This window comes from Lentilactobacillus sunkii DSM 19904, assembly GCF_001435575.1.
GTDB classification, from domain to species: domain Bacteria; phylum Bacillota; class Bacilli; order Lactobacillales; family Lactobacillaceae; genus Lentilactobacillus; species Lentilactobacillus sunkii.
The window spans coordinates 147,848-169,255 of record NZ_AZEA01000002.1; the positions used below are offsets into that span (position 1 = coordinate 147,848).

General features: G+C 42.0%; 18 protein-coding genes, 1 riboswitch and 2 other annotated features. Of the genes, 10 read left to right on the forward strand and 8 right to left on the reverse strand.

Annotated features, from left to right (window positions below; translation table 11 throughout):
• Positions 1 to 6: 6 nt before the first annotated feature.
• From FD17_RS02730 to FD17_RS02740, 3 genes are all read left to right on the forward strand, one after another.
• Positions 7 to 657 (forward strand): VTT domain-containing protein, encoded by a 651-nt coding sequence (locus FD17_RS02730; RefSeq protein WP_338092487.1) that lies wholly within the window; start codon positions 7 to 9, stop codon positions 655 to 657.
• 176 nt (positions 658 to 833) lie between these two features.
• Positions 834 to 1,508 carry a phosphatase PAP2 family protein gene (locus tag FD17_RS02735; protein ID WP_235803159.1) on the forward strand — a complete coding sequence of 225 codons (675 nt, stop codon included), beginning with the start codon at positions 834 to 836 and terminating at the stop codon, positions 1,506 to 1,508.
• Positions 1,498 to 4,098: a YfhO family protein gene (locus tag FD17_RS02740; RefSeq protein WP_057823411.1), complete on the forward strand. Its 2,601-nt coding sequence runs from the start codon at positions 1,498 to 1,500 to the stop codon at positions 4,096 to 4,098. The genes FD17_RS02735 and FD17_RS02740 overlap by 11 nt, the downstream gene beginning before the upstream one ends.
• 99 nt (positions 4,099 to 4,197) lie before the next feature.
• Here FD17_RS02740 and FD17_RS02745 read toward each other — a convergent pair whose 3' ends face one another.
• The 4 genes from FD17_RS02745 to FD17_RS02760 form a co-directional block, all read right to left on the reverse strand.
• A complete protein-coding gene (locus FD17_RS02745) occupies positions 4,198 to 5,058 on the reverse strand; it encodes a MetQ/NlpA family ABC transporter substrate-binding protein (protein WP_057823412.1) in 861 nt (286 codons plus the stop codon).
• A gap of 28 nt (positions 5,059 to 5,086) precedes the next feature.
• Positions 5,087 to 5,761 (reverse strand): methionine ABC transporter permease, encoded by a 675-nt coding sequence (locus FD17_RS02750; RefSeq protein WP_057823575.1) that lies wholly within the window; start codon positions 5,759 to 5,761, stop codon positions 5,087 to 5,089.
• Positions 5,739 to 6,830 carry a methionine ABC transporter ATP-binding protein gene (locus FD17_RS02755; RefSeq protein ID WP_057823413.1) on the reverse strand — a complete coding sequence of 364 codons (1,092 nt, stop codon included), beginning with the start codon at positions 6,828 to 6,830 and terminating at the stop codon, positions 5,739 to 5,741. Before FD17_RS02755 ends, FD17_RS02750 begins: the two co-directional genes overlap by 23 nt.
• Before the next feature lie 51 nt (positions 6,831 to 6,881).
• Positions 6,882 to 7,124: a binding site (T-box leader), on the reverse strand.
• Positions 7,125 to 7,138: 14 nt separating this feature from the next.
• Positions 7,139 to 8,257, reverse strand: coding sequence for a 5-methyltetrahydropteroyltriglutamate--homocysteine S-methyltransferase (locus FD17_RS02760; RefSeq protein ID WP_057823414.1), 1,119 nt, complete (start codon positions 8,255 to 8,257; stop codon positions 7,139 to 7,141).
• A gap of 56 nt (positions 8,258 to 8,313) precedes the next feature.
• Positions 8,314 to 8,558 (reverse strand) — a binding site (T-box leader).
• Positions 8,559 to 8,765: 207 nt separating this feature from the next.
• Between FD17_RS02760 and FD17_RS13015 the strand changes: the two genes are divergently transcribed.
• Positions 8,766 to 10,289 (forward strand): DUF5776 domain-containing protein, encoded by a 1,524-nt coding sequence (locus tag FD17_RS13015; protein WP_082617108.1) that lies wholly within the window; start codon positions 8,766 to 8,768, stop codon positions 10,287 to 10,289.
• A gap of 122 nt (positions 10,290 to 10,411) precedes the next feature.
• Here FD17_RS13015 and FD17_RS02770 read toward each other — a convergent pair whose 3' ends face one another.
• From FD17_RS02770 to FD17_RS13315, 3 genes are all read right to left on the reverse strand, one after another.
• Positions 10,412 to 11,164, reverse strand: a complete 753-nt coding sequence (locus tag FD17_RS02770) for a 3-oxoacyl-ACP reductase (protein WP_057823416.1) — start codon at positions 11,162 to 11,164, stop codon at positions 10,412 to 10,414.
• A gap of 132 nt (positions 11,165 to 11,296) precedes the next feature.
• Positions 11,297 to 11,404: riboswitch (TPP riboswitch) on the reverse strand.
• Between the two features lie 93 nt (positions 11,405 to 11,497).
• Positions 11,498 to 12,448, reverse strand: coding sequence for a DMT family transporter (locus FD17_RS02775; RefSeq protein ID WP_057823418.1), 951 nt, complete (start codon positions 12,446 to 12,448; stop codon positions 11,498 to 11,500).
• A gap of 126 nt (positions 12,449 to 12,574) precedes the next feature.
• Positions 12,575 to 12,733 carry a hypothetical protein gene (locus FD17_RS13315; protein ID WP_164479000.1) on the reverse strand — a complete coding sequence of 53 codons (159 nt, stop codon included), beginning with the start codon at positions 12,731 to 12,733 and terminating at the stop codon, positions 12,575 to 12,577.
• A 222-nt stretch (positions 12,734 to 12,955) separates the two neighbouring features.
• Between FD17_RS13315 and FD17_RS13020 the strand changes: the two genes are divergently transcribed.
• Entirely contained in the window at positions 12,956 to 14,995 is a 2,040-nt protein-coding gene (locus FD17_RS13020) for a BspA family leucine-rich repeat surface protein (protein WP_082617110.1), read from the forward strand.
• A 198-nt stretch (positions 14,996 to 15,193) separates the two neighbouring features.
• On the forward strand, positions 15,194 to 15,535 hold the full coding sequence (locus FD17_RS02785) for a hypothetical protein (RefSeq protein ID WP_057823420.1): 342 nt from the start codon (positions 15,194 to 15,196) through the stop codon (positions 15,533 to 15,535).
• Between the two features lie 162 nt (positions 15,536 to 15,697).
• Here the strand turns inward: FD17_RS02785 and FD17_RS02790 are convergent, their stop codons facing one another.
• Positions 15,698 to 16,540 (reverse strand): hypothetical protein, encoded by an 843-nt coding sequence (locus tag FD17_RS02790; RefSeq protein ID WP_235803160.1) that lies wholly within the window; start codon positions 16,538 to 16,540, stop codon positions 15,698 to 15,700.
• 187 nt (positions 16,541 to 16,727) lie between these two features.
• Here FD17_RS02790 and FD17_RS02795 point away from each other — a divergent pair, with 187 nt between their 5' ends.
• The 4 genes from FD17_RS02795 to FD17_RS02810 all read left to right on the forward strand — a co-directional run bounded on the left by FD17_RS02795 (position 16,728) and on the right by FD17_RS02810 (position 20,987).
• A complete protein-coding gene (locus FD17_RS02795) occupies positions 16,728 to 17,372 on the forward strand; it encodes a cadmium resistance transporter (RefSeq protein ID WP_057823421.1) in 645 nt (214 codons plus the stop codon).
• Between the two features lie 362 nt (positions 17,373 to 17,734).
• Entirely contained in the window at positions 17,735 to 19,159 is a 1,425-nt protein-coding gene (locus FD17_RS02800) for a matrixin family metalloprotease (RefSeq protein WP_057823422.1), read from the forward strand.
• A gap of 421 nt (positions 19,160 to 19,580) precedes the next feature.
• The gene (locus tag FD17_RS02805) at positions 19,581 to 19,937 is read left to right on the forward strand and encodes a hypothetical protein (RefSeq protein WP_057823423.1); all 357 of its coding nucleotides are present in this window, start codon (positions 19,581 to 19,583) and stop codon (positions 19,935 to 19,937) included.
• 138 nt (positions 19,938 to 20,075) lie between these two features.
• Entirely contained in the window at positions 20,076 to 20,987 is a 912-nt protein-coding gene (locus tag FD17_RS02810) for a hypothetical protein (RefSeq protein WP_057823424.1), read from the forward strand.
• The last annotated feature ends 421 nt before the right edge of the window (positions 20,988 to 21,408 follow it).

A 21,408-nucleotide genomic window follows, 5' to 3' on the forward strand; every position in this document is an offset into this window, starting at 1 on the left:
ATCTGCATGATAACCATTTTTCTCACAACAGTTCTTCATCTGAGCACCACCCTGCCTGCCATGATGGCCAATTACGGTGCCTGGGTTTACGGCATTCTGTTTTTATTGGTCTTCGCCGAAACCGGCCTAGTTGTGGCGCCGTTTCTGCCCGGTGACTCCATTCTCTTTTTATTCGGATCACTGGCAGCTTTTCACAATTCAATTAACATTTACAAGCTGATCGTCATCCTTTCAATCGCCGCCACGATTGGCGATTTTATTAATTTTCATATTGGCCGCCACTTTGGCAGCCAACTTGCGGATCACCCGCATTTATCAAAACTAATCAGTCCAGCGACCTTACAAAAATCACAAACTTTCTTTGCCCGTCACGGAAACGTCGCGGTTTTTCTGGGCAGGTTTGTTTCAATCATTCGGACACTGGTTCCGTTTACTGCGGGCATGAGTGGCATGCTTCCCAATACCTTCATGAAATATAACGTAATCGGCGGCATCAGCTGGGTCATGCTGACGAGTTTAAGCGGCTTTTTCTTTGGTAATGTTCCCTTCGTCAAAGAAAACTTTCAACTCATGACGCTTGTGATCGTCCTTATCTCAACCATCCCAATGGCCATGACGTTGTTAAACAATCGGTTCCGTCACCGAGCCTCACGATAAACTGTTAAAAACTGAATAGCACAATAAACCATTGGCTCTAAGAGTACCTCTCTTAGGGTCATTTTTTAACGTCCACTTTCTGATAAATTCTCATTTTCTTCTTTTTTATCGCCTGTATAAGCTTTTCGCCAACCACTGTATTCTTTAAGCGTCAATCAAGCACAGGAAAGGAGAACATGATGAGAATCGAAACATTCACGAAGCACCCCTACATCACCATCGGTTGGGCCACGTTTCTCACCCTTGCCATTACGGTTGTTGTCCGACTGCCACAGTTGATCCTGTTGGATATGCAGGCGCTTGAATATGTTCACCGCTTTATAACGCCTCAACGGACTGAAATCTTTAAAGCGATCACGTTTAGTGGGAGTCCAACGGTCACAATTTCGATTGTGTTGATTTTGGCAATTATCCTTTGGAAAATGAAAATGGTCTATGAAGCACTGATCACAATCACGACTGCTGTCACCGGAAACGTTGCCTGCCTGTTCGTTAAATTCATCGTTCAACGGCCCCGACCGACAACCATGATCACGCCGGCTTCCGGCTACAGTTTTCCCAGTGGCCACGTCGTTGGATCGGTCATTTTGGTCTTTGTCATTGTTGAATTTGGATTTCAAATCATATCTTCTATCCGACTAAAAATTTCACTCACCATGATCATGGCTTTTTGGTTGGCAATGGTCGCAATTTCTCGGGTCTATTTCCAAGTTCACTACCCCGTCGATGTATTTGGCGGCGGCTTGTTCTCACTGCTATGGTGCGAAACGGTATTGGCAGCTTTTCGTCAAAAACAAGTTGACCTGACTGAATTGATCCATGATAAAAGAGGGATCACTCATGACCTTTAAATCAATCAAATCGCAAACCGTCTTGTTCATGCTCGTCTCTGGATGCTTATCATTCATGACGATCGCAATCATATTGGCGGTCAATCACATCACCCCCTTTGGGAACCAGAATCTTCTGGTTGGCGATATGGGTGCTCAATATTCACCGTTTTTCTCGTTTTTTAAGCATGCCATTGCGACAGAAAATTTCTCAACGTTCTCATTTCACACGGGGGTCGGTGAAAATATAGTGCCGTTGGTGGCTTACTATCTCTTGAGCCCATTTAATGTCATTATTCTGCTGTTCTCAACCAGCCAGGTTCCAACGGCGATCACCATTATTCTGATGCTGAAAGTGAGTGCCATTTCGGCAGCCATGAGCTTCTATCTGGTCAAACATTTTCAGAGTTTCAACTGGATGAACCCGATTTTTGCCGTGGTGTTCGGCATCTGTGGTTACGTGACCGCGAATTTCATCAACATCATGTGGCTTGACGGACTCATTTGTCTGCCATTAATCTGTTATGGAATCGATCGGATCAAGGACGGTCATTCCGGCAGTCAGCTGTTTATCTGGTTTAGTCTGTGTATCATCGTGAATTACTATATTGGTTATATGATTGGCATTTTCACAATCATTTATGCCGTCAACTTGATGTTGGCTGGCCACTTGTCCGACTCCGGAGTCAAAACCCGGCTTAGCAGGAATCTGCCCTTCATTAAGTCCTTCAGTTTTACACTGTTGTGCAGTGTTCTAACAAGCATGGTGGTGCTGCTTCCTGCAGGATTGGGGATGTTTCAAACTGCCAAAACATCACCAGGGGATGCATCTGCCATGGGTGCTGTGACTCACCCGCAATTTGGATTTGAAGTTTTTTCTCAATTGGGCCTTGGCGGTCAGGACTACGTTAACCGACTATTCCATGCACCGGCCATCTTTTCATCGCTTGCAATTATTCTGCTGGTTTGTGTCTATTTTGTTCATCCAAAAATTAACCAGCAACGTAAAGTCGGCACTGCTTTTACGCTGATTACTTTATTTCTAAGTATGTTGATCGAGCCGGTCAATCTTGCCTGGCACATGTTCAATGAGCCGTCCGGATCGCCGTTTCGCTACTCATTTTTGCTGAGCTTCATGCTGATAGTTACCGCTTATGAAGCGTGGCTGTCGAACCCAAAGCTGATTGCCCAACGCTTTAAGTTCGGCATTCCAATAATGATCGAAGTCTTGCTGATAATCGGCTGGCTGTTCATCAAATACGGCAGTTTCACCCCGATTAGCGGTTACCTGGGACTCCAGCCCAATTCGCCGAAAATTCTAACAGGCAATTTGGTGTTGGTACTGATGTTTGCAGTTCTGGTGTTTGTTGCCCAGAAAAGATTGACCAAGATTGCATTTGGCAGTCTCGTCTTATTTGAAATGGGCAGCAACTTTGTTTCCACCCTGCAAAGCGAGCCCTTTGGCAATCAGACAGCATATGCAACTCGATATACGCGTGAATCTGCCCAACTTTCACCGCCATCAAGCCCTGGACAGCAGCTTTACCGAAGCAATGTCAGCGATCCACTATTAACTCCGGCGTTTACAGAACATTATTTGGGCTATAACGACCCGATGCTGTTCAACTTCAATGGCCTTCAAGAGTATAGCTCGACATTAACCGAGTCGTTGCGGCAATCATTGAAGGAACTTGGATTATTCAGCAAAAATCAACGGCGGATATCCACTGCCGGGACGACGGCCATCTCCAACATGCTTCTGGGAGTGAAATATACCCACCAGGAAAATACACCGCCGGTTCAGAACACCACTTATGTTGGCATGGGCTTTCCAGTCACCGCGAACTTTACTGCACTTAGCCTCAAGCCGGGCGATATCTTTTCGAATCTGGAAAACGTCCTTCAACGTATCAAGCCGACTACCCAGCCATACCTAATTAAAGACTCGATTTTAAAGAGCACGCGAATCCAGACGCACCAATCAGGCGCATTTGAATTCACAATGAGGCTTACTCCCACCATGAGCGGGCCGGTGTATATGGATACGTTGGACCCAAGCTTTGATTACTCTGCAATCTTAGTTAACGGCCACCATCTTGAGACCATTGCGAATACCCTTCATAAAAGATACCTGGTCAAGCTTGGTACATTTGGCAAAGGGCGTTCTCTGATTGTTAAAGTCAGAAGTAATCATGCCAAGACAATGGCTGAGATGAATTTTCGGACGCTCAATGAACCGCAGCTGATTGGATTAGCACAAAGATTAAAGTCCGAATCGTTTAAGCCAACTTTCAGCAACAACCGCCTTGAAGGAAACGTGACTCGGACAGACACTCGTCAGCAATGGTTGTATACGTCGATTCCGTATGACTCCGGTTGGTCTGCTAAGGTGAACGGCCAACAAGTCATGACCAGAAAAGTCTTGGGTGACTTTACGGCAATCCCGTTATCGGCCCAACATGACACAATCAGCATGCGTTACCGAACCCCGGGTCTGCTGATCGGCTGTTTCCTTTCGCTTTTTGGCTTGATCGGGTTTTACGCCAACTTGCTGTTCAAGCGATTATCGGAGGTTGATGGGCGTCACTCGGAGGTTAAAAAATCACGTTAGGATGAAAATCCCGCCCCACTGGAAGAGAAAAAATACCCCCAGAAACCAAATATGTCGTTTTGGCTTCTGAGGGTATTGCTGTCGATTAATAAAATATCGTTACTTCAGATAAGACAGTGGCTTCTGAACTTCAACTTTGGTGCCGTCGTATTTATCTTTGATATATTTTTGAATGGTAGCATTGTGATAAAGCTTAACCAACTTCTTGTAGTTGGCGTTGTTCTTGTTCTTCTTGGCAGTTGCCAAAATGTTGATGTTGCTCCTTGTGCTGACATCAATCTTTTCATGGAAGATTGAATCTTTCAATACGTTCAAGTGACCTTCCAAGGCAACCGTGTTGGAAATCAATACGGCATCCAAGTCATGAACCACTCGTGGGCCGGTGGTATCATCAATTTCCTTGAATTTCAGATGTTTAGGATTGGATACAATGTCGTTGGTATTTCCAAGAGCTGGGAAGTTCTTCTTGAGCTTGATTAAGCCGGCACTTTGGAGGAGCAGCAAGCCCCGAGCGGTGTTGGCCGGATTGTTGGCAATGGCGATTGTGGCACCATTTGGAATTTGGCTGATTTTCTTGTACTTATCTGAATAAATTCCCAGTGGTTCCAAGTACGTCGTACCCAAAGCAACCAACTGGTTCTTCTTATGCTGTTGGTTGAAAGCCTGGAGATATGAATATGATTGGAAGGCATTCACATCAACGCTGCCTTGAGCCGTGGCATTGTTGAGCTGAACCCCATCAGTAATCTGTTTGACTTTAATTTTTAATCCTAACTTTTTAGCCTGCTTACTATCTGCGATGTGATTCCAAATATCATAATCCGATCCCTGGGACCCAATTGTGATTGTGGCATTTTTTGCAGTTGATGCATTTCCTGTGAACGAATGAATACCAAACACAATACCGATAATGACCACCAGGCCAATAATTGTATAAATAATTCCCTTACTATTTTTCATGTGAGATCTCCCTTAGTTTTAAATTAAATTACAAATGAACCGTTTTTCTTGCCAGCCAGTCGCCCAAAAATTGAACAAGAAAGACCATTAGTAAAATCACGAGCATAGCAGCAATGGTGACATCATTTTGATATCGGGCATAACCGATACTGATTGCGACATCCCCAAGGCCCCCCGAACCAATCGCCCCAGCCATTGTGGTTAAGCCAATCAAACTGATGACGGTCACAATCGATGCTCGAATCAGGTCGGGCAAGCCTTCGCGCAAATATATTCTGAAGATGATTTCAAGATTCCCGGATCCCATCGACCGTGCCGCTTCAATAACTTGTGGATCAATTTCCAGCAATGCATTTTGAACCTGCCGTGCATAGAACGGAAAAATACCAACAACCAAGGGGACCAATGCTGCCGTGGTTCCGACGGTTGTATGGACAATAAAATTAGTGATCGGAAACATCACCGCCAGCAAGATAATGAATGGAATTGACCGAAGCAGATTGACAACTTTGTCCGTTAAACCGTAAACGTAGCTGTCTTCTGCGATGCCGCCTTCTTGGGTAATCACTAGGATGATTCCAACGACCAATCCAAGCACACCGGCGATAACCGATGACCAAACCGTCATATAAATGGTGTCCCAAATACCTTGAACAAATTGTGGCCAGATATGGGCAACGTTAGGAAATATTTGCTTCAGCATCATTATCAGCTCCCTTCTTGCCAGGCAATAGTTGAACTCTTACCCCGTGGCGATTTAAAAAGTTAATCCCGTCAGCCAACCTTTTGGGGGTTCCTGACAAAATGATGATGAGATACCCAATCGACGTGGTTTGAATGCGTTCAATATTTGCAAATAAGATATTCGCTTTGAGCTGATAGAGCTCGGTCAAGTCTGAGATTAATGACTCTTTTGTTGCTTTATTTCTAAATTTCAAATACAGGATTCTTTCACCTTCAGCCAAGTCCTGCAGATCCGGATCGGCTTTGATTTGCTCCAAAGCACCGGTCACGTTGGCGGATGAATCGACGAAGTTTTGCGTCAGGGCTTGTTGCGGATTCGAGAATACTTCCGCTACCTCACCCCGCTCGATAATCTTGCCGTCATCCATCACTGCAACATGATGACAGATGGATTTTATCACCTGCATTTCATGAGTAATCAGGACGATTGTCAATCCTAATGTCTCATTCAGATGCTTAAGAAGGTCCAAAATATCGTCAGTGGTTTTGGGATCCAACGCACTGGTGGCTTCATCGCTCACCAGAATATCTGGGTCATTCGCCAAGGCTCTGGCAATCGCCACTCGCTGCTTTTGGCCCCCGGACAATTGCTCTGGATACGAATGTTCAAATTCGGCCAACCCAACAACTTCCAACAAATGCTTGGCCTTAGCTTGACGTTTTACTTTGCTAATTCGTTGGCTTAGCAACGGATATTCAACGTTGTTGAGGACTGTTCGTGAATTCAACAAATTGAAATGTTGAAAGATCATGCCAATCTTTTTTCGAGCCTTTCTCAACTCGGAACTGGAAAGCTGCAGTAAATCTTTACCACTCACGGTTACTTTTCCAGCAGTCGGCTTTTGGAGAAGATTGATGGTTCTAACCAATGTGCTTTTGCCGGCTCCGGAATAACCGATAATCCCGTAAATATCACCTTGTTTAATCTGTAAATTAACTTTATCGACCGCGTGGAGTGGCTTTCCATTTGACTGAAAAGTCACACTCACATCGTGAAGATCCACAATTGGGTTCTGTAAATCAGTCATATTTTCACTCCTTACTTATTTCATGCCATCAAAAAAGCGCTCCTGTATCAATACAGAAGCGCAAAAACGCGGTACCATTCTGAGTTCATCTCATTAGTTGCCTAACAAGATCTCAATTACCATCTCAAATTGAAATGGCAAGTCGCATAACGAGGACTACCCGTCTGTCATTTTCATTGACGATCATGACAGCCAATCATCGGCCATTTTCGTTTTCAAACAAAGATCGGCTTTCATCAACTGCCGACTCTCTGGACAATGTTTGCAAACTACTTTCCGAATCAAATTGTTTCATCATACTTCGTTAATTACTCGATGTTCCAAACACTCTTAGCGGTCTTAATCACCAACGCCAGCTTGTTCCACTGGTCTTCTTCGGTCAAATGGTTTCCCTCTTCAGTTGAGGCAAATCCACATTGTGGTGAAATACATAGGTTATCTAGTGGAATATACTGACTGGCATCCTTGATTCTTGCCTTCAAGAAGTCCTCTGATTCCAACTCGGGTTTCTTGGAAGTGACAATTCCGATGACTACTCGTTGGTTGCGACCGTTGTCAGCAATCTTCTTTAATGGTTCAAATCCGCCTGAACGTTCATCGTCATATTCGAGGAAAAAGCCGTCGATATGGAGTTGAGCCAGGTAATCCGCAACTGGATCATAGGCGCCGGCACCGGCCCAAGTTGAATCATAATTACCTTTGCAGACATGCATGGTAATGGTTAAATCGTCTGGTTTGCTGTCCACAATTGCATTAATTGCTTTAACCGCAGCCTCAGCCAATGGTTTGAGCTCGGGCTTCAACGTCTTGTTGGAGAAGCTGGCCCACATCCCCCACGAGGTGTCATCAAGCTGGAGATAGCGACAGCCCAAGTCGTAAAAATGTTGAACAGTCTTTTTGTAGGCTTCTATTTCATCATTTAAAAATGTGTCAAAATCGCCATCGTAGTATTCGTCAAATACTTTGGCATCCTTGTTAGGGAAGAATACCGATGGACTTGGGATGGTTTGCTTGGCAGTGACGTCTTCAGGGACGATGCTGTTCAGATGCTTGAATCCGTCAAAGAATGGATGGTCCGGATTATATTCGATTTTACCGGTAAATTTAACCCCGCCGGCACGAGTTTCTTCGCCATTGAAAATAAAGCCATGTTCTGGAACGAAGTATGTCACACCTTTTAATCCGGCAAAGAAATCAAGATGCCACCAGCTGCGACGAAATTCACCATCGGTTACATCCTTCAAGCCAAGTTCAACCTGCTTTTTAACGATTCGACTGATTTCTTGATTTTCAACTTCACGCAGCTGGTCGACACTGATCTTCTTAGCTTCGTAATCTGCCCGTGCCTGCTTTAATTTGCTGGGTCTTAATAAACTACCAACTTCATCATACCGATATGGAAATTTTACCTTTGTTGCAACTGTCATTCCAATCACTCCTCTTAATTTTTCGAATAAAAAAGTCCTCATACAGGATTTACCTGTACAAGGACGAAATTGTCGTGTTACCACCTTAGTTTTCACGCAGTTCACACTGCATGACTCATAGAGTGCTCAAGCAGATGCTCGAATACTCCAACGCGATAAGGTGCGTTCGCCATGCCGGCTTACTGAAGCTCGCCAACATTTACTCAAAGACCATATTCACCGACTCCCAGCAGTTCACTTTCACCAAACGTGAACTCTCTAAGTGCTGTTTGTCGCCTACTCATCTTTTCACTGCTTTTGTTTATCAATTTAACATTAGATTTTAGGCTTTATTATGAGAATGTCAAGTGAGAATTTTTAATTTTGCAATATATGTGAGCCAGGTAATTGCAAAAATAGGATTTTACTCAGTTGCAATTTTAGTTTTTTCTACCGCTTAACGTATATAATTATGAATAAGATCTATAATAAAAGTGTTAAATCATATTATGACTTGGGGGAATAAATCTTGAAAAACAAACATTTTCTTTCACTCATTTGTGCTAGCTTAATTACGACTGGTGTCTTAGGTGCCGCTGCCATTATCTCGCCTAATATCACGCCCACTGCAATTGTTGCACATGCGGCAGATACAAACTTCGATATTAGTAATTTTAAGGATGGCCAATGGTTTCTCTACTGGTTGCCTGATGATGACATTTTGCCAGATTACATCAATAACAACTTTAGTAACCAACTAAATAGCCTGAGTGAACCAACTCAAATACCTGCCACAGCTATTAGTAATGATAGGGATAACGGTACTGACGGACAATCATTTACAGTTTCCAGACTTCAACTTTTTCCTAATAACTTAGCAATTGTTGGATATGCTCCGTATGTTAGTGACGCCGTCAAAATAGAGGTCGGTGAGTTTTCACCAACCGGTGCAAAAATTTCAAATGGCAGCTTAAAGGTCGAACCGGCCGACGCCCAACATACAAATGACAACTATGGGATTATTGATGGCATCAACACAATTCAGAACAATAATATTGCTGTTGTTAAGATGACTCCTGTAAAAGCGAATTTGACCGGTACCTTGTATTTATTCTTTAAAAAAGCAGGAACAGGCCAATTCAAGCCAACTTATGCATATTCATATGCATTCGATAGTTCAGCTACGCCAACTCAAATTACTGATACCACTGGCACAAGCACAATTGACGCACCCACTGGATCCAAAACATTGCAATTAGCACAGACAGGATATATCGATCCACAGTGGACTGGTGGAGATTCTAACGTTAAGATCGATGCAAATGGAAAGATTACTGGACTCGACAACCCGGATGAGGCTGGTAAATCAGTTACATTCACTATCAAAGATCAGGCAGCACCAACGGTTACACACACATTTATCATCAGAGTTCCGGCAAAGTCTAATCCAAATAATGGTGGTGGTTCAACAAGTGTAATTACTCCAACAACACCAAGTACGCCGACACCAACGAATCCTAACTGGAATCCATCCACTCCAAAGAATCCAAATGGAACCGGCTTACCAAACTACGCTGCAGTTAAAGGTTCAGCTGTTTATGCCATCAAAAAAATCTACATGTACAGGAGTGGCGACTTCAAGAAGTCACAACGGATTGCCACTTATCCAAAACAAAGGCGGATTAATCGACCGATGTTCGTTGTAACCGGCTATGCTCGTTCGAATGGTGGTGCATTACGATACAAGGTTCGTGACGTCAATCATCACAGCAAGACCGCTGGCAAGCGTGGTTACATTACAGCTAACCGCAAGTATGTTGTGAGAGTTTACTATCAATCGATGCCTAAGAGTAAGCAAATCATCGTTATCAATCCCAAGGGTGTTCATGCATATAAGAACCAGAACCTGACCAACTATGTGAAGCACTTTAAGAAAGGCGCTCACTTGCGGGTCAAGAAGATTGTTAAGTATCATTTGACCAGTCGTTATCAGTTGACGAATGGGAATTATGTCACAGCTAATAAGAAACTGGTTATTCAAGGAAAACATTGACTTCAACAGTAATCAGGATGTGTTTTCATGATTACGCTGCCTGAAATAGAATGGCCTCACCATCTGTTCTGATTCTAAATGAAAAGCACTGGCTAATTATAGTCAGTGCTTTTTGCTGCTCTTTAATTCATAGTCAATCCGCCGTCCACTGTCACATTCTGTCCGGTCAACCCACTACCTGCATCCGATCCTAGAAAAGCAACTGTTTTAGCGACGTCTTCAGGGGTCGTCACTTTCCTTAGTGGTGTACTATCCTGAATCATTTTAAAGACTTCCGGCGTAGTGACTGCACTGGCATCCGTCATCTTGAGCAAACCACCCGATACCACGTTCACGGTAATGCCATACTGGCCCAATTCCACAGCTAGATTCCGTGAAAAACCAATGAGTGCCGCTTTGGCGGTTGTGTATTGATGATAGGCCACCACTGGGTTTTGATAAAGATTGGTACCAATGCTGACAATCTGACCACTATGCTGTTTCTTCATTGTTGGTAGTGCACTTTGAATCACATTGAACGCACCTTTAAGGGTTCCGTCCAGTTGGGCTTGATAGTCATCCCAAGTTAAATCAGCAAATTCCTGCTGCGCAACGGGATCAAATTTGAATCCGACCAACGCATTGTTGACCACTGTATCAATCGATCCAAACTTATCTAGTGCCTGCTGAATCATTCGATCGACTTCTTGGCGGTTGCGAACATCCGCTTGAATCGCAACGGCATGATCAGACCCAATCTTGGCAACAACCTGCTCTGCTAAATCCTGGCTGTGGAAATAGTTGACCACATCGTTGTAACCAAGTTTTGAAAACTGAACCGCAATTTGTGCACCTAACCCACGACTTGCACCGGTAATTAATACTGTCTTCGACATGTTGAATACCTCCAAATGATATTAGAATGACTACCGCTTTTTCATTAATCACAAGGAACCCATAAGCACAAAAAGAGGTTGAACTCATAAAGAATTCAACCTCAAAAACAGGATTTTAATAAAGATTTTCTCCAGTAATATTAGTTGCATTCCTACGCTGGTACTAACCAGATCAGGTAAAAAGGGTCTAAGATTGCAATGCAATCTAATCTCAGCACAATGGCTCCCCTTGCAGTTAATTTAAGCAACTAGATTATAACAGAAAATGATGATAGTTACTTCAAATACTCTTACTTGTTATTTGTCGATCCAAAAATGTTAACCACCCACAAATCAAGCCAGCTTAATCAACACAACCCCAACCAGCATCACAATCATCCCCACAATCTGTGCAAGGACCACCTGGCTTTTAACCGACCGCCACCAGCCAAATTGCTGAATCAAAATGGAGCCGAATATCTGGCCGATTAGCCCCATCATGATTGTGAGACCGGCACCGATCTTAGGCACCGTGATCACTGATACGAGGACAAATAACGCACCTAAGAATCCGCCAAGCCAGTTCCATGGCTTGGCTTTTTTTAACTCTTGGATACTTGGAACGCGTTTATCAACAGCCAACGCCACGATGATGACGATCACCGTTCCAACGCCAAAAGAAATAAACGATGCTTGGCTTGGGGATGCCAACAACGTTCCTAAATGGCCGTTAATGGCCTGCTGAATTGCGGCAATAAAGCCAACCAACACAGCCCAGCTTTGCCAGCCCATCACGACCAATCGATCTTTACCAGACACCGTTGATGAATCAAACTCTCGAACATCTTTATTTCCAACACTCGGCAGTACGACCGCAGTTAAAACGCCAACCGTCATAATGGCAATTCCTGCCAATCTTGCCAGTGTTATTGGAATCTGACTGGTACCAAACCAGCCAAACATATCAATGACCGATCCCATGACAATTTGCCCCAGGACTGGCAGAATAACCGTTTGAATTGCCCCAATTTTGGGAAATAATAAAACATTTGATGTTAAATAAACTGAACCAAGTACCCCACCCAACCAAATCCAAGCAGGCTGAGTCTGAACAAATGTTGAACTCGGAAACACCCTGCCGCTCATGACTAACGAAGTGACGGCCAAGAAAATGGTTCCGACCACAAATGAAATTGCAGCAGCGATAAATGGTGACTTCACAATTGTTCTTAAGTCAGAATTGATTGGGCTTTGGTTGGCCAGCATGAATCCGGCCACCACGGATATAAGCATGAATAATAGCATTTTGATTTTCTCCCACTTCAAATAATAGTCAGTATTCATTTCTCAAGTAGGTCGTTATTATACACGACTCTTAAGAAATGTTACGAATATTGGCCTGATGATTAAGGAGAGCAACTACTCAATAATTTAATACAACTTTGTTGTCCCGTCCTTATCAGTCTTAGGGGTCATCAACTTCATGTATTCGAGATACTCTTTTTTCGCCCATTCAGGCACTTCGGGGTCAATATAATCCCCATTTTTGCCCTCTTTCCAATATTCAAGTCCTTTTGGTGCATCTAACATAGCCAGCATCTCCTTTATTGTAAGCATACCTGAAATCAGATTAGAAGCCACGAAAATCGACATTTTTCTTGAAATCATCATTCATTTAAGTTAGATTCATTAGCGGAAAAAGATAAGACTTTCTGCTTGAGCTAAAACGGCTTGTTTGTTATTGTTAAGCAAGTTAGGTGCATTACATACGGCTTAAGTTTTCGCATATCCATTATTCATGGGAGGGCAATTATGAACCAGGGGCTGAAACGATTTTTAGGAACATTACTGACTGTTATTGGAATCTTTCTATTTTTCGACACATTTGTGAAAGCGGATACATTGTCGAACAACCTGCCAACCGGCAATACGAGTCAGTTGCTGAAGGATGATCCGATTCCAATAGAGGGTCAAAGCGGCAAGATCGGAACCGTTGACTGGCGCTTTGATGGCGATCATACGCTTTACATCGGGCCGGGAACAATTACCAGTGAGGATTTACCAGCTGAATTTGCAGAAGTAGGCGACAACTATCCCTGGAATGGTGTTCCTGCACAGTATATAGTTGCAGAATGGTATTTGTGGAAACGAAAAGTCACAACAATGGTTATCGAAGGCCCTCTTTATTTAGAGGGAAAAGCTCCTGTAGATTTTTTTGCAAACATGAATAATTTGACAACTATCGTGGGTATGGAGAACATGGACACGTCTAAAGCAACGAGCATGTCAAGAATGTTCTATTACTCTCGGTCACTAACTTCAATCGACTTATCACATTTGGATTCCAGCAATGTAACTGATATGTCGATGATGTTTTCGACCGTTTTCACTGACAATTTAGATCTGTCCCCTTTAGATACCAGCAAAGTTACCAACATGTGGGGAATGTTTAGGGAAGCCGGAATTAAGCACCTCAATCTTAATTCTTTCAACACCAGCAGCGCGACCAATATGAACAGTATGTTTTTCTATGCTGATCAGTTGACCAGCCTTGATGTGTCAAAGTTTGACACTCGTAATGTAACGGACATGGGCTGGATGTTTGGTAATTTACCGCAACTAACAACACTTGACTTGAACAATTTTGTAACACCAAATTTGCTTACGAGTGCATCCATGTTTTCGGGCGATTACTCACTGAAGTCGCTGGACTTATCAAACTTTGACACTACTAAAGTCACAAACATGCAAGATATGTTTGCCATCGACCAACAATCCAATCGACAATCTCAACTGTCTAAATTAGTGCTTGGGCCAAAAGTTAATTTATTGTCCGATGCTCCTTTACCTGCCCCGCTTGGTTCTGATAAATGGCAAGCTGTTGACAAAGGAACGATTACTAAGCCTTTAGGCAGACCGGCGTATCTTCCTGATGATTTAGCCGCCCTATATGGTGCCACTAATCCTAAGCATCCAACCGGGACTCAAACTTGGGTTCCGGGAGGTGATTTACCAGACTCGACAACACTTAATGTTCATAATGTCACCATATACGTTGGTGATAAGTGGGATCCTAAATTGGCCTTCACTTCGGCCACTGACATAGATGGGAATCCTATAGGCTTGGATAAGATCACCGTTTCAGGGACAGTGAACCCTGATGTACCGCAGATTTACAAAGTAACCTATACAAATGGGAAAATTTCCACAGGCATCAAGGTTCATGTCATGCCGAAAACTGCCCCGAAACCTAATCCCACACCTGTGAACCCAACACCAAATCCGACCCCTACTCCAAACCCAACTCCCAACAATCCAAACTGGAATCCATCAGATCCAAATCATTTAAATGGAACCGGATTGCCGAACTACGCTGCAGTTAAAGGTTCAGCGGTTTACGCAACTAAGAAGATTTATATGTACAAACACGGGAATTTCAAGAAATCCCAACGCATTGCCACTTATCCGAAACAGAAGCGAATCAATCGGCCAATGTTTGTGGTGACCGGTTATGCCCGTTCCCACGGTGGCACCTTGAGATACCAAGTCCGTGATGTTAACCATCACAGCAAAACTGCCGGCAAACGTGGTTACATTACTGCCAACCGGAAGTATGTGGTGAGAGTCTATTATCAGTCAGTTCCTAAGAAGAAATTGATCACCGTTATTAATCTTAAAGGTGTTCATGCTTATAAGAACAAGAACCTAACCAAGCAGGTCAAACACTTCAAAAAAGGTTCACATTTGCGGGTTAAGAAGATTGTTAAGTGGAACTTGACCACCCGTTATCAGTTGACCGATGGGACTTATGTGACGGCTAATAAGAAGCTGGTTATTCAAGGGATGTACTGAGATTAATCAGAATATACGAAAACGGCTCTCGACAGAAATGTTGGGAGTCGTTTATTTGTTATATTGGTTTAACGCTGCTTACATTTATTTTCATAAATGATGAAATAAATGTTTTCTCCATTACAAGGTAGATATATAATTAACATGTTAATTCAGCAATGATGTTAACTAATGATAAGCAAAGAGGGGATTACGTAAATGAAGAAACGGAAAATATTGTTGGGAACAGTTGCCCTGTCGCTAGGATTGTTATTTGCAGTTGGCAATTCGAATGATGTGAACGCTGCAAGTTGGCATAAGGGATCTCCAAAAGCATTCATTGGCACTTGGAAATCTGATGGTTATGCTGCATACAAATTTACTAAGAATAAGATCACTGTATATGGAAAAGGCGGTGGAACTTCCAAGTCCATGTATAAATACCTTGGCCATAAAAAGTATACCGTTAAATACAAAGTTCAAGGATACCATTACAAAGAAACCTTCACTTATATTAATGGCCATAAGCTCAAAGGTCAGGGCTATTATTTAACTAAATGATCGCCTTCTTACCCACCATCATCAATAAAGAATGTAAATAAAAGTTTAAAAGGAAGCCTGCCGCAAGAGATTTCATCTCCATGCGGCAGGCTTTCTTTCATTACTATTTATAATACCGATTCATTTAATCTGACCCGTACAAATTGGAAATATCTACACTCATTAATCACCTTCAGATATCTCTACCAGATAATAGAATTGATGACCGCCAACGGAGTATCTCGTCCAAATGCCCTGTTTCCAGTCCTCATCGCCATAGTTCCACTTCTTACTAACAGTTTGGTGTTTAGTGATTGATAAGCGATAATATTTGGCCGACACCTTTTTTTCAGTTAATCCAATAACCGGCTTTTTGTAATAAATGTAGGATGTCTTGCCTTTTGTTTTAAAAGAATAAATTTTGACCGCTGTAGTTGGCTTAATGGTCCAGATTGGATTATCAACCGCACGGGATTCATGGGTTGCTTCCCAGCTATTTTGAATACCGTAATGTTTTAATCGCGGGGTGCTGTAATACTGGAGGTATCCATCGAGGGTAATGTAAAAAATGGGTTTATAGTTGCCTGCCTTGCTGTTGGTAAATCCAGTTCCAGCCTGTAAAGCAAGCGTTCGAACCGGCAGCTTTAACTTGTATGGCCTGAAATACTTGGTCGTATAGTGCTTGTTGTAAGTTTTCGTAGTTTGAGGCACCTGATAGATCCGCTGCTGCTTTTTATAACTAATTGCACCACGGGTAAAATATGCCCAAGATCCGCCATTGGTAGCTTCTACTTTGAGGATTGTTCCTTTTGGCGAGATAATCTTGTGACCTTTCTTGCCGTTTACCTTGGTGTATTGCCCGGTGAACAAAGGCCGTTTAACCTTGACGTATTGAATGTCGCTGTTTTCGCCCAAATTAGTGTAAGCATGAGCAGAAGCTGGTAATGACAGCAAGATGCCAATACTTAAGATGCCACTCAAAATTAATTTTTTAGTTGCATGTGATAGTTTCAATTTCATGAACATTGTCTTCCCCCTCAAACCATTTTCAATTAAACGATTCAAATGCATAATCATGATACCATCTTCAGCCTTGATGATAAAACATGGGAAAATCTGTTTCCCTCATAGTGCCTAAAAGCAATGGTAACCTGCCACTTACGTTATACTAAAAGTAGTTGAATTTACTGAACACGTTAAGGCGGTATGCGACATGATTGCGACAATCATCACCAGCATTATTTCATTCATTGGGACCAATATTGATGACACGTTTGTGTTGGCAGTCTGGTTCTCACAGGTCGATTCCCACTTTCAGAAGAAAGATGTTGTGATCGGCCAATTTGTTGGCTTTGAATTTTTAGTTCTGATCAGTGTGTTTGCCGCCTATGGATTGAGCTTTTTACCCACAGACAAGGTCGGTTGGCTGGGTGTTATTCCAATCATCGTCGGCATTCAAAAGTGGTATCAATACCGCAAAAAGACTGCAGAGAACCCTGAAGAAACCGCAGTTAAAAAAGTGATTAATCATGACTTAAAATTCCGCATTAACAAAAAATTGCCCCACCTGACCCGGATCATTCGAACACAGATGCTGTCAGTGGCATTTGTGACCATTTCCAACGGCGCCGGGAACTTAACCGTGTACATCCCATTATTTTCGGAATATTCGGTTGGAGAGCTCATCCTCACCGTTGTCGTCTTCACGATTATGACCGGCGTCTGGTGCTTTATCGGTTACACAATCGCCAACTTACCATTTATTAAGGACAAGGTGGAGCACTACAAGGAAATCATTATTCCGATTGTGTTTGTGGCTATTGGACTTTATGTGTTGTGGGAAAGTGGGATTATATGAGGATAATGTTCGAGAATATTAAAGCGGGAATCTGTGATGGATTCCCGCTTTTTGTGTACACAGCATGATAGATTTTGTTTTGAAGTGAAGTCGAAACCTGTTTCAGTGGTTAACTGGTTAACTCATCTAGATGTATCGATTAAAAGTGGTCTCAGGCTCTCAAAATTAAGAAATGATTGGATGGAGCAAGGAAAACAGATGGATAAATAGTACGCTAAAGTAAAAGCATTACCGGAGCAATAATTAATATACCCAGGTTGATTACCCAAAATTAATAGCGATGATTAATAGTAATTGAACTATAATGTAAATGTTCAATGTTTGAGGGATCGTTAAAAAAACGATTGAGGGGAGTTTTTATCGTGAAAAAATCAATTATTGCGGTGGCAATGGCAGTAACATTATTTAGTGGGGCCACTTTTCCCACCGTTGCCCAACCAGTTACCGTAACCGCCAAGACACATTCAATAAAAAAAGCCAAGGTAGTGAAATACTATCATCACCACTACCAAAACTTAAAACTGAAAAAGGGCTACTTGTATCAAACTAAGACGCTGACAAGGAAAATACATAAAGCCAAAACTTATCAGAATCGCACTTTCAAATCCAGGACCCAGGTTAAGTTAAAGAAGGCTAATGGCAAAAACGCTTTATATTATTTTGTCTATTCCGGCAAAATAAAGGGCTACATTTGGTCCGGCTATATCAAACACAGCAAAGTCAAAACGACCACCAGTCAAAAGCCAGCCACACCAACCCAATCGAATAATAATTCTGGTAATTCAACTAACGCTGATGCTAAGCCGTCAATTACTAAAGACCAATTGATGACCTTGATTAATCAGAGCCCGGATTTGGATCCGACCGGTCAACTACTCAGTTTAACCAACGCCGATTACGTGGCTTATGCTGATGTTTTGTGGAAAAACTATAATTTATCCGGCTTCATTAATGATGCCGATAATTTTCCACACGACCAGCAAAACATTACAGTTGCGGACTCGGTATTAACTCCATACGTTAAAGTGGCCATTGATAAATGGAATGCGGCATTAGGACAGACCGTCTTTACAATGGATTCCAGTAAACCGGCGCAACTAACTGTCGATTTTGGTAGTTTAACGAATGCCGATGGTCAATTTGGGGGTAGCACGATTGATATTGATCAAGCAGCATTCAATGACTCAGAAACTCACCACCACGACGGAACTGATTCGGCTCAACAACAGGCCGCTGCCAACTTTAAAGCATTAGAAGCTCAACGGCAGCAAAACATTGCCAACTATCAACAACAAAAGCAGGCCATTAAGGACAAGTATCAACAATTATTGAATCAATTGCCAGATGCGGCGGGGACTCAGACTGGTATGGCAGAGCGTGAGCAGTTAGGCAAACAAAGGCAGGCTGAATTAACTGCGGCGATGCGAAATTATAATCAAGTTAATGACCAAATCAACCAGCAAGAGGCAATGGCTGACGAAAGTGACAGTAATTACAAAAACAATCCAATGGATCCATCACGCGCAGCGACTGATTATTGGTCAGGTGTTTTGGTCCACGAATTTGGTCACGATTTAGGTCTTGATCATACTCCTTACCTTTCCGATATAATGGGTGCTTATTGGTATACTGCCACCGAAGATGGCTTGCCGCAAGAATATTATAAATATTCTTGGGATCGAGAAAAAGATGATACGACCAATCACGACAGTGGCGTAAACACCGTCACCCTTTCCCAACGCGATATTGATCGCGCAAAGTTGACCCACGCTATGAAGGCTTGGTAAAAATCAATCTATCAGTAATGTCACCTTCTGGGTGGCATTTTCGTTTTGCTTTAATTAACTATAACGTAGACTGGTTTTAAACTCTTTCATAACCGCATCCTTCTCAACCTTCGCTAAACTTTTTAACTGCTTTCTTTTGCTCTGCAACTTGCATGTCGGTATCGCCAAAGGACTATTACTGGTTGCATTAACATATCAGCATACAATTACTAATATCTGGCTATTCTCCTAGATAAAGCTGAATTTTGAACATATCCTGCCCTTCGTCCCCCTTATAATCGAAAGCTATTTACAGATGTGACAAAAAAGTTGAAATTATTTCAACTTTTTATGAAACATGCATTTTATCTATTCCTGATAGCGATATAATTAAATCGTTAATTTTGTTGGGTTAATGAATAATTATTGGGGGGTTACATAAATGAAAACTAAAATAATGATCGCAACAGGACTACTAACAATTGGACTCGGACTTGGGGCTGTTAACACTCCTGCTAATGCGTCAAGTTGGCATAAGGGAACACCAAGAGTCACAAGAGGTCATTGGACGAACGGAAATGCCAAATGGTATGTTACCAAAAAAGGATATAACCTTGGTGTGGTAGGTGGAACTGGGTACAACATGTTTTGGGGCAAACCATATTACAAGTACGTTGGTCATCATGTTTACAGAGTAAAATGTTTTGATTTTCCATTAAACCGTATCAGAACTATGCACGTTAAATACTACTCATCACATAAGGTCAGCTTTGGTGGCACAATTATGCACCGATATTAGTAAGTATCATTGCAAAAGAAAAGTAGGAAAGTTCATTACTTTAGTACCAAACATGTAAGAATATATTCCTATTGACATAAATTGGATTTGTACAAATAAATATTGCTCCAAAAATAAATTTTCTGAGGGGAATTATGTATGAAAAAAGGATTTGCTTGGGCCTTAATGTTTATGGCTATATTTATCAGTTTTGATTTGTTTAATACTAGTAATGCTTATGGTTCCAGAATTAAGTATCTGGCGAAATGGGATGCAACTCCAGTTCCCTATAATCTGAAATTAGTTGGAAAACAGACAAAAGTTCCCGTGTATTCTTCAAACGGAAAAATCAAAAAATACTATGTTGAAAGATATGGTGAAGTAAATGATTTTAATGACGATCATTTCTTTACACGAAAAGCTAAGATTAATGGTCATGTATACTACAAAGCGGTTTACGAAAATCCATATCATATCAATCCATCAAAATTTACGTATTATGGCTGGATCAAAAGTCAAAATGTTAATAAGAAAGTTACATCATATTTTGGACCATTATACGCAACCAGTTTTGCAGATAATGGATTTATATCTGGATATTCTGAAAATAAGGCCCCATACTTCGGCCTATATGGACTGCCCAAACAATGGACTGATAATATTAGCGACACCGTGGCAGGGTTCAGACAATTCAATGAACTTGATGTAACCTTCAGAACAACACAGGAAAATGATTCTATTGGGCTTTTAATTTGTCGTGGAACTGCCCATACAATAATAATCAGTGGTTATGGACAAAAGCATCACGGAAAATCCACTGCAATTAATTCAGATATTGTCGTCAGGAGTGGTAAGACTCGGTCATTTCGACTTTGGGACAACGTTAATAAGTGGATTACAGGGGAAGTATCGAATAACCGCGATGGGCATTGGCTGACTTATAAGTATCAGTTTAGGCATGCTAACCATATCGTTACTGTCGATAATACTGGAAAATTCGTTTTCGACGGAGTAACAACACATTATGGGCTTAGTTCCGTTGTCGATTCAAAAGATGTGCCTAATAATTAATGATGGCTTCCATTGGTTATCACTTTCAAATCAATATCTTTAAATATTGCTAACTTACATTCAGCAGCTAAGCAATGGCTTTTTATAGGATCCTTTTGATTGTGTTTTAGGATTCAGCTGTGTGCCCAGAGCCAAAACAAAAAAGCCACCGATCACTCAGCGACTTCCCTTATCAAACTCGATTTAATTCATTAATGCGTCCCCCGAGGACACTCGTGCACTTCGTACCATTTAGTGCATCACCGTAAAACACCGTCATAATAGGATTCATGACCAAAGTGATCTTCGTAGATTCGTATCTATTCAATCTATTTTCGGTAAGTTTTCGGTAAACTTTCGGTGAAAAATAACTTTAGTGAGGGCAATGAAAAGTCGCTATCCACAACGGATAACGACTTTTTTGATTGCTATGATTTTTGAT

Bases quoted from the DNA above. Each gene is read 5' to 3' on its own strand.
- FD17_RS02795 (WP_057823421.1), top strand. From the start codon at position 16,728: ATGATTGCGACAATCATCACCAGCATTATTTCATTCATTGGGACCAAT.
- FD17_RS02730 (WP_338092487.1), top strand. From the start codon at position 7: ATGATAACCATTTTTCTCACAACAGTTCTTCATCTGAGCACCACCCTG.
- FD17_RS02735 (WP_235803159.1), top strand. From the start codon at position 834: ATGATGAGAATCGAAACATTCACGAAGCACCCCTACATCACCATCGGT.
- FD17_RS02755 (WP_057823413.1), bottom strand. From the start codon at position 6,830: ATGACTGATTTACAGAACCCAATTGTGGATCTTCACGATGTGAGTGTG.
- FD17_RS02790 (WP_235803160.1), bottom strand. From the start codon at position 16,540: ATGTTCATGAAATTGAAACTATCACATGCAACTAAAAAATTAATTTTG.
- FD17_RS02775 (WP_057823418.1), bottom strand. From the start codon at position 12,448: ATGCTATTATTCATGCTTATATCCGTGGTGGCCGGATTCATGCTGGCC.
- FD17_RS02750 (WP_057823575.1), bottom strand. From the start codon at position 5,761: ATGCTGAAGCAAATATTTCCTAACGTTGCCCATATCTGGCCACAATTT.
- FD17_RS02785 (WP_057823420.1), top strand. From the start codon at position 15,194: ATGAAGAAACGGAAAATATTGTTGGGAACAGTTGCCCTGTCGCTAGGA.
- FD17_RS02740 (WP_057823411.1), top strand. From the start codon at position 1,498: ATGACCTTTAAATCAATCAAATCGCAAACCGTCTTGTTCATGCTCGTC.
- FD17_RS13020 (WP_082617110.1), top strand. From the start codon at position 12,956: ATGAACCAGGGGCTGAAACGATTTTTAGGAACATTACTGACTGTTATT.
- FD17_RS02745 (WP_057823412.1), bottom strand. From the start codon at position 5,058: ATGAAAAATAGTAAGGGAATTATTTATACAATTATTGGCCTGGTGGTC.
- FD17_RS13315 (WP_164479000.1), bottom strand. From the start codon at position 12,733: ATGTTAGATGCACCAAAAGGACTTGAATATTGGAAAGAGGGCAAAAAT.
- FD17_RS02760 (WP_057823414.1), bottom strand. From the start codon at position 8,257: ATGACAGTTGCAACAAAGGTAAAATTTCCATATCGGTATGATGAAGTT.
- FD17_RS02810 (WP_057823424.1), top strand. From the start codon at position 20,076: ATGAAAAAAGGATTTGCTTGGGCCTTAATGTTTATGGCTATATTTATC.
- FD17_RS02805 (WP_057823423.1), top strand. From the start codon at position 19,581: ATGAAAACTAAAATAATGATCGCAACAGGACTACTAACAATTGGACTC.
- FD17_RS02770 (WP_057823416.1), bottom strand. From the start codon at position 11,164: ATGTCGAAGACAGTATTAATTACCGGTGCAAGTCGTGGGTTAGGTGCA.